General features: G+C 50.2%; 12 protein-coding genes. 3 read left to right on the forward strand and 9 right to left on the reverse strand.

Annotation, left to right across the window (positions count from 1 at the left end; translation table 11 throughout):
- Positions 1 to 241: 241 nt before the first annotated feature.
- Positions 242 to 691, reverse strand: coding sequence for a GreA/GreB family elongation factor (locus tag B1728_RS32455; RefSeq protein WP_079914585.1), 450 nt, complete (start codon positions 689 to 691; stop codon positions 242 to 244).
- Positions 692 to 946: 255 nt separating this feature from the next.
- Between B1728_RS32455 and hprK the strand changes: the two genes are divergently transcribed.
- Positions 947 to 1,858, forward strand: coding sequence for an HPr(Ser) kinase/phosphatase (hprK, locus tag B1728_RS32460; RefSeq protein WP_079914616.1), 912 nt, complete (start codon positions 947 to 949; stop codon positions 1,856 to 1,858).
- 21 nt (positions 1,859 to 1,879) lie between these two features.
- Here hprK and B1728_RS32465 read toward each other — a convergent pair whose 3' ends face one another.
- The 8 genes from B1728_RS32465 to B1728_RS32505 all read right to left on the reverse strand — a co-directional run bounded on the left by B1728_RS32465 (position 1,880) and on the right by B1728_RS32505 (position 11,541).
- Positions 1,880 to 2,764 carry an alpha/beta fold hydrolase gene (locus tag B1728_RS32465; RefSeq protein WP_079914586.1) on the reverse strand — a complete coding sequence of 295 codons (885 nt, stop codon included), beginning with the start codon at positions 2,762 to 2,764 and terminating at the stop codon, positions 1,880 to 1,882.
- A 119-nt stretch (positions 2,765 to 2,883) separates the two neighbouring features.
- Entirely contained in the window at positions 2,884 to 3,372 is a 489-nt protein-coding gene (locus B1728_RS32470) for an LURP-one-related family protein (RefSeq protein WP_079914587.1), read from the reverse strand.
- A gap of 203 nt (positions 3,373 to 3,575) precedes the next feature.
- A complete protein-coding gene (locus B1728_RS32475; protein WP_079914617.1) occupies positions 3,576 to 4,571 on the reverse strand; it encodes an acrylyl-CoA reductase family protein in 996 nt (331 codons plus the stop codon).
- Positions 4,572 to 4,670: 99 nt separating this feature from the next.
- The gene (locus tag B1728_RS32480) at positions 4,671 to 5,150 is read right to left on the reverse strand and encodes a NanQ anomerase/TabA/YiaL family protein (protein WP_144028088.1); all 480 of its coding nucleotides are present in this window, start codon (positions 5,148 to 5,150) and stop codon (positions 4,671 to 4,673) included.
- 142 nt (positions 5,151 to 5,292) lie between these two features.
- Positions 5,293 to 6,273: a hypothetical protein gene (locus tag B1728_RS32485; RefSeq protein ID WP_079914589.1), complete on the reverse strand. Its 981-nt coding sequence runs from the start codon at positions 6,271 to 6,273 to the stop codon at positions 5,293 to 5,295.
- Entirely contained in the window at positions 6,252 to 6,845 is a 594-nt protein-coding gene (locus tag B1728_RS32490) for a sigma-70 family RNA polymerase sigma factor (RefSeq protein WP_079914590.1), read from the reverse strand. Before B1728_RS32490 ends, B1728_RS32485 begins: the two co-directional genes overlap by 22 nt.
- A 418-nt stretch (positions 6,846 to 7,263) precedes the next feature.
- Positions 7,264 to 9,405, reverse strand: coding sequence for a stalk domain-containing protein (locus B1728_RS32500; RefSeq protein WP_079914592.1), 2,142 nt, complete (start codon positions 9,403 to 9,405; stop codon positions 7,264 to 7,266).
- Positions 9,406 to 9,582: 177 nt separating this feature from the next.
- Positions 9,583 to 11,541 (reverse strand): glycoside hydrolase family 127 protein, encoded by a 1,959-nt coding sequence (locus tag B1728_RS32505; RefSeq protein ID WP_079914593.1) that lies wholly within the window; start codon positions 11,539 to 11,541, stop codon positions 9,583 to 9,585.
- 135 nt (positions 11,542 to 11,676) lie between these two features.
- Between B1728_RS32505 and B1728_RS32510 the strand changes: the two genes are divergently transcribed.
- On the forward strand, positions 11,677 to 12,597 hold the full coding sequence (locus tag B1728_RS32510; RefSeq protein WP_256865605.1) for a helix-turn-helix transcriptional regulator: 921 nt from the start codon (positions 11,677 to 11,679) through the stop codon (positions 12,595 to 12,597).
- Positions 12,598 to 12,764: 167 nt separating this feature from the next.
- The gene (locus B1728_RS32515) at positions 12,765 to 13,187 is read left to right on the forward strand and encodes a universal stress protein (RefSeq protein WP_079914594.1); all 423 of its coding nucleotides are present in this window, start codon (positions 12,765 to 12,767) and stop codon (positions 13,185 to 13,187) included.
- Positions 13,188 to 13,238 lie beyond the last annotated feature (51 nt).

Raw genomic sequence — 13,238 nt, forward strand, 5'->3', positions numbered from 1 at the left:
AATTCATCCCTTTGTATATTTCGACACTTTAGGCAGAATAGTTTAGAGACTTTTGTCGATTTTTATCATTTTCCCGAAAAAAGTTGCTGTTTTTTGAACAAAATAGGTATTTCGACCCATATCGATAGGAAAAAGATGCTTCGGGTGATTTGCCGGCTGCCTCGAAATGAATAATTCAACGTTAAAAAAAGCCCTTGCAGCCGAAAATGGTTCAGCTGAGGGCTTTCTTGCTTTTATAAGTCTATAATCTGGGCTTATCGTAGGGCTCTCCCATGTTGACATATTTCACTTGACGCACCTGCACGTTCGACGAGCCTATCGGGGTCTCGATGGTTCTGCTCTCATCCTGGGATGCCAGCAGGAGCTGAAATCCGAATGGAGCCAAAAAAGAAATTTGATTGCGGTCAGGATCGGCCTGATGCGGGAATACAATAGTGTATGAATCCTCGAAGCCTTCGTCCAGCGTCTGGACCTGGCTGCCTATAAGCGCAACGGAATTAAGCGACTCCTCCTCAAAATTGGCGATAATATTCTCCAAGGTCCGGGTATAGTCCTCGACGAACTGCTCTCCAATTTTCTTGATGCGCTCATTGGCAAAATAGTTATCCAAAATGTGAAACCGTTCTTCGTCAAAATAAACGAGCTGATGAATCAGCTGCATTCTTGCGGAATCGAGCGGACTATGGCTCATAGTAAGGATCACCTCCGCTGCGAACAATTTCTCCTTCCGTAAAATAGCCGTATAACGCTTTCATTTATGGAATGACCTCCTTTGAAAAAATAAGACCTCTCCGACAAGAGGTCCTTAGCGATATATTACCAGATTCATGCTTGTATGCCCAACCTTAACCGGCGAATTCGCAAGAAAAGCATAATCGGCAAAGGGAAACAGGCCGTACGTGTAGAATGGTTAGAAGCAAGAGAAATAAAACAGGAGGAGAACAACATGACGAAATCGGTAACGGTACAGGACCTGGTAAAGCGCTTCTCCTTGGAAGTGCTTGCGGGGCAAAAAGAACTGCATCGAACGATCGTAAAGCCTAAAACCCACCGTCCCGGACTGGAGTTTGTCGGGTATTTTGATTTTTTTCAGCAAGCGAGGGTGCAGGTACTGGGGAAGAAAGAAATTACCTATTTGCATACGCTGACCGAGGAAGAGCGAAACGAACGCATCGGCAACATTGTCAAATACCATCCTCCCTGCTTCGTAGTGACGCGCAATCAGGAAGGGCTTAAATATTTAATGAAATATTGCGAGGAAGAAGGCATCCCTCTGCTCAGAACTCATGAGGCGACTCCGAAATTTCTGGAGCTTATGGACGGCTATTTGACCAAAGCGCTGGCACCGGAAATTACGATACATGGCGTCATCGTCAACGTGTCGGGAATCGGCATCCTGCTGCGCGGCAAATCCGGCGTCGGAAAAAGCGAAACGGCCCACACGCTCATTCGGCGGGGCCATCGGTTAGTTGCGGATGATATTGTCGTGCTCAAAAAAATCAGCCCGGAGACGCTGATCGGTACTCACAACGGAAAAAGCAAGGAGTTCCTCGCTCTGCGCAGCATCGGTCTGATTAATGTATCGCGTCTATATGGAAGAAGAGCGTTTCAGGACGAGACGCGCATCGTGCTGGATATCGAGCTGACCCAATGGAAGGATAACGCCTTGAATAACGAATTGGAGCTGGAGCCGACCTTCACCGACTATATGGACGTCCGGATTCCCCATATCGAAATTCAGCTCCAACCCGGCAGAGATGTGGCGGGCCTGGTTGAAGCCGCTGCGAACAATTGGTACCTGCGCCAGCAGGGCTACAGCGCCGTTGAGGAATTCATGAAACGGCTGGAGGAAGGTTAGCCGTATAACGCTGCCTGCCCGTTAAGGCTGACGATGGATGGTCTCGCTATCCATGGGTAAATCCCCCATTGGCCAATGTAGAGGAAGGGCTGCTTCGGCCGCCTCCTCCTTCTCTGCCTTAGGCTCTGCTTGCGGGGTCAGGGCAGGATCATCCATCCATAAGCGGATCAGGTCGTTCATTTCGCGGTGGTTTTTGGTTGGAATTTGATGCCGGGCCCCCGGAATCAGATGATACGTGCAATGCGGGACTCGCCGTTGAATCAATTGGGCGTACCGGTGGAAGGATCTATCCTTCTCCCCATAAATCAGAAGCAGCGGTTTGTGGATCCGATGCAGCTTGCTCGTACAGTTATAGCCGAGGCTGCAGCCAAAATACTGCCGCATGTTGCGGACCTGTCCCTGCATCGCCCCGGCGTACAGCTGCTTGAATGTCGATGGCAAGTCGGCATTGCCGATAGATATTGCAGCAGATAGCAGCGTTTTGCCGGACAGCTTGCAGATCTGCCTCGCCGTCCAAATCAGGCTTTTGTTGAACCAGTCGCTGACCTCGGACATGGCGCTGACCAGAATGCCTCCAAGAAACCGCTGTGGATAAGCAATCATCGCCTCCAATACGGCGGAGCCTCCGGTCGAGTACCCGCATAGCACCGCTTGGGGCAGCTTCAAAGCGTCCATAAGCTTGCAAATATCTTCCGCTATAAGCTTATACGTAACCTTCTCTTCCGAGAAGCCGCTTTTGCCGTGACCGCGTATGTCGAACGTAATAACCTCAAAGCGGTCTGACAGCTGCTGCTGGTAAAAGAACACCTCTCCCGTCAATAGCGGCGGATGAATAAACAGGATCGGCACACCTTGGCCGATCCTTTCGTAATGCAGCTTAACCCCGTTAACTTCCACCATCGGCATAATGTTCACCTCTATCGGTTTTTCCATGATTATCCGATAGTGTCTCCGCAATTGCCTATTCCATGCATAGGCTGCATGAAACTAATGCCGGCTTACATTGCCTTATGCCCGAAGCTTTTCTAGGTGGCGGCCGCGCTGTTCTGTCTTTTTTGGATCGCATGCACGCCCATCACGACCAATATAAGCTCTTCGGTCGGCAGCTCCGAATGATTGGATAGTTCGAAAGCTCCGGCTCCGAAGAAGCTATCCGTTCTTCTAAATTGTGCAACCGTCCTGCCTTCCGGCTTATGTACCGTATACTCTCTGGAAAAAGCAGGAGATTCGATCTCATATTCCCCTCGAGAGCCTTCGTACCAATACTTTTTAGAAAAAAAGGACATCCTGGCCTTCAGAACGCCGATCTCCTCGCCGTAACGGTCGGAAATCATCCAAGCATTGGAGAAAAAACGGAATTTCCCGCTATAGGCTATTTCTCCGCGCTCATCCAGAACATGAATTCCGGAAGTGAACATGCTTTGCAGATCGAGCTCTCCCATTTTTTCATTGTTCTCATTAACGATGTCGGTATAGCCGGTTGAAAAGAATCGATCCGAGAAGTAGACCTTCATGACTCGGGCCTCCTTTGTCCTTCCATAAAGTTTCCAGGCTTACTTCTTATTACGAAAGCTGATTAAGAAATGTTTCGCATTGATGTCCTGGTCGAATGCAGGGATTTATTGGTTTTATAACAAATTTGTTACAAAAACTAGAAAAAGCCGCATCCCCATCAGACGGGAACTAAGCGGCTCTTTCCTTGCTTCCGATAAGCAGGCTACAATTCTACAATGACTCTTCCTTTGATCCGCCCTTGCAGAATTTCCCCGGCATAATGCGGTACTTCATCGAGACGAATACGGCTTGCAATCCGGCTCAAGTGGCTTGTCGGCAGCAAATCTTCGGCGGTCCGCTTCCACAGCTCGTAACGCCGCTCCGCCGGGTACTGCACCGAATCAATGCCGAGCAGGTTAACGCCGCGAAGGATAAATGGATGCACCGTCGTCGGAATCGCCCCGCCGCCGGTAAGTCCGCTTACCGCTACCGATCCTCCGTAGCGGATGGAAGCAAGCAGATACGCAAGGGACTTCCCGCCGACGGGATCGACGGCGGCCGCCCACCGCTGCTTCTCGAGCGGCTTGATGCTCTCCGGGCTCAGCTCGCTGCGGTCAATGATCTCCTGCGCTCCGAGCGAGCGCAGGTAGTCGTGCTCCGCGGCTTTGCCGGTGCTGGCCGCGACATGATAGCCGCGGGCGGCGAGCAGCGCCACGGCAAAGCTGCCGACGCCGCCCGTGGCGCCCGTCACCAGCACGGGGCCCTGCCCCGTCTGCAGGCCGTTATGCTCCAGGCGGTCGATGGACATCGCCGCCGTCAAGCCGGCCGTGCCGATGGCCATGGCATCGTGCGGCTCGAGGCCCGGCGGCAGCGGCACGACCCAGTCGGCGGGGACTCTCGCCATTTGGCTCAAGCCGCCATAATGCGAGACCCCAAGCTCGAAGCCTGTAACCAGCACGGCTTGTCCCGCTTGAAAGCGGGGATCGGTGGAAGCAACCACCGTTCCAGCCAGGTCGATGCCCGGAACATGAGGGTAAGTGCGTACGATGCTGCTGTTAGGAAGGCAGGCTAGCCCATCCTTATAATTGACACCCGAAAAGCTTACGCGAATCAGCACCTCTCCTTCCGGCAAGTCCTCTACCGTCAGCTCCTTCACACCGATCTCAAAGCGCTCCCCCTGCTTATCAATGACCAAAGCCTGAAACGTTTCCGTATCCATTGCCATCTTCGCTTGCCCCTTCCTTCCGTTAATCTGCCTTGCTTCCGCTTCTTAGCTTCTTGGAAACCCGTCAAGCCCATGACACTCATTATTGAATGATTATTCCAGCCCCAATAAGCTTTTATGTATTTTGATAACAACCTTTCGGATCGGCTGATCCTTGGTTACACTGCAGCACGGACGATGAATATCTCCCGGATAAAATACGGCAAAGGAACCTGGACGAAGCACCAGGGAGCTCTCCTCTCCGACCTTTTCATAGAATGCAATGTCCCTGGTCTCGAAGGACTGTTCCGAAATTACCGCTTCCTCCGATAACGGAACGACGCGAATTACTTCTTCTCCGGACAGGAGGAATTGTATATCGGTATAAGTTCGATGGGATTCAGGGCGCTGCTGCTGCCAATCCTTCGTGGCAGGTTCTTGCAGCAAAGCAAACATCAGATCGCCTTCAATCTCATATTTGCCCGCTGGTAAAGAACTGAAATCAGTGCTGCGAATATACTCTATCCCCTTATTCACCGCTTCGGGGAATAAGGCCTTTTCTTTTTCCCAATTCGTCAAATCGCTAAAAATCATCTGCTGCACAACCTTTCCAGATAAGTAGAATGAACGGATGAAATATGGACTCTCTTCTTTCCAGTATACTCCTTCATGAAAAAAAAGAAAAAGCCCGCCATCCAACCTGGATGACGAACTTCTTGCAGCTATTCTCGTGTCTCTACCTCAAGCTGTTGGCTAGAGCCAGCAGCTCCTCCTTCGTCACGTTCGGAGACGACGTCATAACGTGGTACAGCAGCGTTCTTCCCTCCGATGGTTCCATCCAGCTCACTTCCCGGGATTCGCCGCCGTCCGTCCACAGAGACTGGGGATTTATGGTATAGTACCCTTCCCGGCCGGTCACGGCAACCTTCTCTCCCGTAGTCTGATCTCCGGTAACCAGCTTCAGGTCGATCTGCTCATCCCCGGCGGACATAACCTGATAGCGAATTTCGATCTCGTCGTTATGGGCATTAGCATAAATGAGCCCCGGACTAACCAATCCATCGGCCCCGAACGAAGGAACAGCCGCTTTTTGCCACGTGATCGTCTGCTTCGCTTCTTTGGCTTGCTGCTTTAATTTCTTCGCATAGTCTGTATAGCTTTGAGCATCCATCAATCCGATTCGAGGCTGAAGCTCTCCTCTGACAAAGGAAAACCCTTCCGGCACTATGGCAGGAGCCTTGGCCTGTAAGCCTGCCTGCTCTACCTCCCGCTTCCACTGCTCCATGCTCGTGTAGGCAACAGGATGAATCAGCAGGGTCACGGCCGGCAGCTTGAGCTGCTCCAGGGGCTGCACATAGACTACAGCTGCTTCTCCTGGTGCCAGCTGGCTTCTGACATCACCGTACGCTCCCCGAATTTGTTCGCTTAAAGTATCAGGCAGCTGTACAGCCGAACTCTTCGACACCTCCAGCTGAACCTTATTCGTTTGCATCGTATAGAGCAGATTCGAAGCATACGCGACACCCGAGAACAGGAAAATGCACGCCGCCACAAGAGCGATCCGCGCTTTGCCGCTGAGCCTTCCGCCTGACCTCCTCCGCTTCCCCGCGGCATAGGCTTCAAACACTCGTTCCGCTCGAGCATCCAGCTCTTGAGGGACCGTCAGCTGCCCGGCGTATTGCCGGAGCTCGGCTTTTAGTTGGTTTTGGATGGACATGTGGTGTAGCCTCCTTCATCATCCGTTATGGGATTGACAGATAAATGACGCAATCTGTTAAGCGCCGTATGATGCCGTGATTTCACCGTACCCATCGAAATATTCAGCAGCTCGGCTATTTCCTCGAACGAGTACTCGTGGTAATAGCGTAATACAATAACGCTTCGGTGCTTATAGCTCAGTCCTTGAACCAGCCGGATCAGCTCGCTGCGATGCTCGCTAAGCAAATACAGCGACTCGGTATCCGCAACCGATACATGAACCTCCATACGGGCATTGCGCTCGTGAATTCGAAACCTGCGCCACAATTTACGATTCCAATTATGAACCTGGCGAATAGTTAATCCTGTTAACCATGCGCGGAACGGCCGGTCGAACTGGTACTTGGAAATCGATTTGAGCATCTCCGCATACACTTCATTCACGACATCGTTCACGTCCTGCTTGTTATTCACCAGCAGGCTTACGGTTCTGTACACCTCCTCTTTGCTGTGCTCATACACGACTCGAAAGGCTTCCTTACTTCCCGCTGCCATTTGGCGCAGGGATTCATGCAGTAATGGCTCTGTCATAGGCGGCCGGCCCCCTAATCTTTACTTCACTCTATATTGGTCCTGTGCCCGAAAAAGGTTCATTCTTCGAGTCTGTTGATAAGCCTGTAAGGCTTGAACTATTGTCAACATACTCCGGTGGGGCATCCCCTCCGGCCGCTGTTGAAACCCGTGAATTAGATTATATTTAGCGGTATTTTCACGGATTTCAAAGGCGGACGTAAACTCCTTCGAGGCATACCCCACCTCCATATGTAGCTTAGTTCTCGCAAAAATAGGTTTTTTCAACAACTTAATTCTCCTCTTCTTTAAAATAAACCGCTAGGTGGAGCCAGGGTTTCAAAGCCGATTTGAGGTACTGTGCGGAAAAAAAGCCGAACCGGCATCGGGAAATTCCCTCATCGGCTCGACTTCTACTAGCTTGTGCTATCTTCTGTTTTTAAAAATGCTCTATCGGCCAGAAACGCTCCTTGGTGATTTGGGCAAGCTCCTTCTCATTCAATACGGTGACAAAGGCCTGCTGATCCACATGAATAACGGCGAACTGGTACCCGCTGCCAGCTATCTTGGTATTGATTTTTTTCAAAATCCCTACATCCATAAAGTCATTCATATACTGAGGGTATAAGGTCACATTCTCCCCGTTCAAGTTCAATTGCACTTTTATAGGGCCTTCTTCGGTATTCCATGTTTCTACGATATCGCTTGGGTTAAAGGCGCCTCTTGAAATTCGCGCCCAGTCCTGCAGCGCTTTGACATAAACTTGATTTCCTTTGCCGACATCAGCTTCGGTATCCTCCATCCATACTCTGTTTTTATCCAGCTGCAAAATAAAGTGATCGGCATACCGCTGGTAAATAGTATGGTCCTGGTACGGATCAAAGTCTTTATCTGCCGCGAAATCGTTCGGGTAGTTGTCAATAAAGTTCTTCTCAACCTCGTTGACGTCCATCGGCTGGAAGAAGCCCATTTCCTTATAATAAGCAAAAATTTCATAGATTCTTTCCGCTGCGCTCTTTCCTTTGTACTTCTCGGCTATCTTTTCTTCGGGAGTAGGAATCTCCTGGAAGGTCCGAGCTATGTCCAGTAATTCTGTAGAGGATTCGTCGAAGTCGGTTTCAGGCATTAGTAGTGATATTCTATAAAAGATATCTTTTCCCTGAATTACGATCTGCTCTGCTATAAACCTGCTTGAGTTCATTTCAAAGGAATACAATCTCTGTACTGCGTTCAATCCATTAACCTTGAAATTCTTTATCTCCGATATGGGCTTAACCCCATCATCATGACTATTAATATCCTCAATGTAATCTTGCAGATTTTTTATTGATGAATAGCGATCTTCCAAAACCATGAGTTCAGAGGTATTGAACACAGCATAAACATCAATAGGATAGTATTCAGGCTTGAAACGCTCTTCCCATTTATGGCCCGCCTTAAAGCTCCATCTATTATCTAAAGACTTAAACTCTCGCAAATCTTTATAGATATTGATCGTCTTGTAAGTCTCTTTCCACACCATATCGTAATGCATGACTTCGCTGATAAAACGAACAGGTACGAACAGGTTCCCATTCTTTACTTTAGGGGCTGACGGGAGCTGCTGCTGTATGCCGTTCACGGTTGCTGTCAGGTCGTTCACTTTAAGGGTGATTTGAAGCCCCTGCTTCTTGCCTGAGACGATCTGATTGCGTTCGTCCCATTCGATTTGAAGTCCCAGCGCCTCAAATAATGGACGAAGCTGTACCAAGGTGATGCCGTTCTCAACAAATGGCGCTTCATCAAAGCTGATTTGTTTCCAGTCCAGTTTTACTATGATTTCATTGGGATCGGATCTCATAGACGGCATTTGGTTGATAGTAACTCCCTGTCTCCTAAGCTCGTCTAGGATATTCTTTCCTTCGTCATGCAAAGGATTATTTTCGATATAAAGTGTTGTAAGCATTTTGATAGAGGCCAGCGGACGAATATCCTGAACTTGATTGTTATTGAGGAAAACGAGTTGCAAGGTGGGATGATCTTCTAGAGCTTGAACATCCTTAATTTGATTTCCCGATAGCGATAACCATTTTAAAGGCAAATGGGCTAATGCCGTTATATCTTCAATCTGGTTATTGCCAATCAATAAGTCCGTAAGGTGACTATTTTGAGCAAGACAATCAATCGAAGATATTTGATTATCCGATATGACCAATTGCTGCAGCTGATACAAGCTGGCCAGCGGACAAACATTCTCAATCTGATTATGTTCCAGGCCAAGTATTTTAATTTCCGTTAATTGCTTAAGCGGAGACAAATCTTTAATTTCCTGGTTAGGCGCATACAGCGATTTAAGATTTAGGGCGTGCTCCAGTCCCTTTAAGCTCTGCACCTTGCCCTCCTCTTGCGGATATAAGGAAGTCAGCTCAAGCAGAGCTTCTTCCGTCAGCTCTTCGCTCTCATCTAGGTTCAATTGTTTCTTTATAGCCTGCTCCAGCACCGGATCTTCGATCAGCTTGCCTTCGGCGTGAGCTTCACTTAGCGGAATTACCAAGAGAAGCATTAGACCTGCCAGCAGTGCCGGCCATGCCCATCTTTTCATATTTGCGACTTCCCCTTCGTCATTGTTATTTCAGAGTCCCCCATGTTTGCCCAATTGGAAGCGGCTCGCTTGACTTATTCCACAAGGAAGCGCAATTTCCTTTTTTCGACAATATTTCGCAAAAAAAAGCCAACCCCTTGCCTTATGAAGGCTCGAAGTCAGCTTATCTGTCCTTGTTTAATGCTCCCTAATCCATACGGTCATTTCGCCCTGCTTCCGGTTCCCCCATAAGAAGTATGGAATGGCTTGCAATTGGTGGGGTACTGCCTGCCGGGTCACAGGACGATATAATTCCTCCTCGCCCCATTCTCTCTCATCATCGCGTGAAGCCTCCGCTTCTACGACGACTATGCCTCCGAATAGATGATCGTCGAACCTCTCGGTCAGCTCCGACTTGCTATCCAGTACAATGGCGGTCAAGAGCCCGCCGTTATCCTCTTCCTCCAAGCAGTAAACCAGAGGCCCCCGTTGAATAGCGGCTTTGCCCGCATTCGCCCGCAGCCTTGGATTCGAACGGACCCGCTGCGCTGTCATGGGCAGCTCCAGCTCCACGACATCTCCCGCCTGCCACAGCCGTTTGATATAGGCGTATCCGTCTACGATAAGCGGTTCCACCTCTATAGGTTCTCCGTTGACTTGAAGCCGGGCGTCGCGGCACCATCCGGGGATGCGGAGGGCTAAGGCGAACTGCGCTGCCTCGTCCGGAGTGATCTCCAGCTGTATTCGGCCTTCCCACGGATAACGGGAAATCTGCTTTAGCTGCAGTCGTGTGCCCGCCGTCTCCACTTGCGCCTTGCTTCCAATATACAGGTGCGTGTACACGGTATCGTCTGTGCTTGAATAAATATAGCCGCCAAGAGAAGCCAGTAGCCTCGCCACGTTAGGCGGGCAGCACGAGCACCCGAACCAAGGCTGTCTGACCGCCTTAACATGCTTGCAGGACGGATTGTGTTTGCTGGCCTCCGGCCATACTTCCAATGGATTCACGTAAAAATAATGCTTTCCGTCCAGTGCCATGCTGCCTGCTACGTTATTATAGAGAGCCCGCTCCAGCACATCGGCATAGGATCCTTTGGCTTCCAGCCGGAGCATCCGCTCTGCAAAAAAGATCAATCCGATCGATGCGCAGGTTTCCGCATACACCGTATCATTGGGCAGATCATAGTCAAAGGTGAATGCTTCTCCGTGCGCCGTCGAGCCGATACCGCCGGTAATATACATTTGCTTGGATACGATGTTGCTCCAAAGCGTGCGGCAGGCCTCAAGCAGCGACGCATCCCCGGTATGCCCCGCCAAATCCGCCATTCCCGTGTACATATAGACCGCACGCACCGAATGCCCTACCGCTTCCTTTTGCTCTCTAACCGGCATATGGCTTTGATGATAAGCTAAATTTGGAGGAGATGCTTTCCCAGGTCTCCAATGGGTTGTCCCTCCTCGCTTTTCCCACTCCTGCGTGAAAAAATGAGGCTCCCGGCCCCGCTCATCAATGAAATATTGGCTGAGCTTCAAATAGCTCTCGTTCCCTGTCACCCGGTACAGCTTGACAAGGGCAAGCTCGATTTCCTGATGGCCGTCGTAGCCGCGAATTTGTCCCGGTTCCCTGCCGAAAACCGTACCGATATAATCGGCAAAGCGGCACATTGCCTCCAGAAACCGGCGTTTTCCCGTCGCTTCGTAATAGGCCACGGCAGCCTCGATCAAATGGCCGGCAACGTACAGCTCATGACAATCCGTTAAGTTCGTCCAACGATTCCCGGGTTCTTTTATCGTAAAATAGGTATTAAAATAGCCGTCCTCATGCTGCGCTTCTTCAATCAGACCTATGACCTGATCCGCTGTTGCTTCCAGCTCCGCATCCGGGTGATTTGCCAGAGAGTAAGCCACAGCCTCCAGCCATTTGGCTATATCGCTATCCTGAAATACGAACCCTCCGAACTCCCCTGTCTTCTTGCCGGCGGCAATCAGCAGATTGTTCATGGCATGACTCGGTTCGGCACCAGGAATCCGATCATTTAGAGCCTCCCATTGGTACGGAATGACAACCTCACGAACCAGCCTGGTGTAAGGAGACCAGAACGGATCCTCAATCTGAACCTTGCTGAGCGGCACCTGTCTGCTTGTAAACAGCGACATCCCTTCACATCCTTAAGTATGTTATATAGATACAATTTGAACCTTTCATTTTCCCATCATATCTTATAAAATGATTGAAAAATACGAATAGAATCACCCTATATTTATACTATTTGAACCTTGGAGTGAAGAAGCGTGGAGCCTCTCTACCTGCATTTTCAGGCAGCCCCGCTGCCTTATTTCATGGAATGCGGCAGGACCGTCTATCAGACAGGACAGCAGCATCCGAACCGGGCCAATCTGGGGGTATTCGATCTATTGCTCGTCAGCCGGGGAACGCTCTACATTGGAGAGGAAAACAAACAATGGGCCCTGACCGCAGGAGAAATGCTGATTCTCCTTCCCGACCGTTATCACTATGCGGCAGCCCCTTGTGAGGAAGAAACGACGTTTTATTGGCTGCATTTTCAAATACCGGGAACATGGAGGGAATCGGCTGCGGCCTTCTCCGAGCCTGCGGCTAAAGAAAACACGGCAGGCCATCTGCAGCTTCATCCGGTTCAGCAGCATAGCATGGCGATCCCCAAGCATTGGGCTATGCCTGTGCCTCAGATGGGCTATGATCTGTTCGCCAAGCTGCTAGGCTGGTCTGCGGAGCTGCGATCCAGCGGCTTCTGGGAACAGCAGCAGCTGTTTCTGGAGCTTCTGCGCTCGGCCGTTGAAGGTCAGCACATCTTCAATACTCATCCGTCCCGGGTTGTCGCCGAACAGGCGGAGGCCTTCTTGAAGCGCCATTACCGGAGCGATGTGACCAATGCGATGCTGTCGGACGCCCTTCACTTTCACCCGAATTATATTACCCGATGCATGAAGGAAGTGTACCAATGCACTCCGCTCGAATACTTGCTGCGATATCGTCTGGAGCAGGCGAAGCTGCTTCTGGTTAAGACCGACCTGCCGGTCTCGGAAATTGCCGATAGCGTTGGCTTTCATTATCCCGCTTATTTCTCCCGCTGCTTTACGCAGAGCATTGGGCTGACTCCCCGGCAGTACCGCAAGCAGTTTCAACCTGCCTCCCTGCCGGACACGGTGGCCTCAGGGTCCAAGGAAGCTTAGGGTTAACCCGATTTTCTGTAAAAAGGGAAGCGCTTAAAAAGCCGCCCAAGCGCTGCTTGCCGTTCCTTTAATTGACACAATTAGTCAGATTTTTTCGACAATTTCTGCCCCAGTCATGGTATAATGAAAGCGTAGTAACAAACGAAATAATCACGGAGGTGGTTATCATGCTATTCAATAAAATTCTCGTAGCATACGACGGTTCGAACTTGTCCAAGAAAGCGCTCGCCAAAGCGATTGAAATTGTGCAGCAGGAAGCCGCACAGGACGCTAAAGCGCCGGAGCTCCACGTCATTCACGGCGTGCAGGACGTATCCTATGCTATGGGTACTACCATTACCATAGATCCGAAAATCAGCGAAGGGGTTCTTCAGGAAGCAAGAGATCTCGTCCCTTCTTCGATAGACGCCAGCTACATTATCCAGAACGGCTCTCCCGCCAATTCGATTCTGGATTATGCCCATGATAACGGAATTGATCTCATCATTATGGGCAGCCGGGGACTCGGAGCTATTCGCGAGTTCTTCTTGGGAAGTGTCAGCCATAACGTGGTACAGAACTCCAAAGTGCCTGTCCTTATAGTGAAATAATATGAAAAACGAGCAACAGCACTACACCATCTCCGGTGTAGTGCTGTTCTC

The organism is Paenibacillus sp. 32352, from assembly GCF_002042965.1.
Taxonomy (GTDB): Bacteria; Bacillota; Bacilli; order Paenibacillales; family NBRC-103111; genus Paenibacillus_S; species Paenibacillus_S vulneris.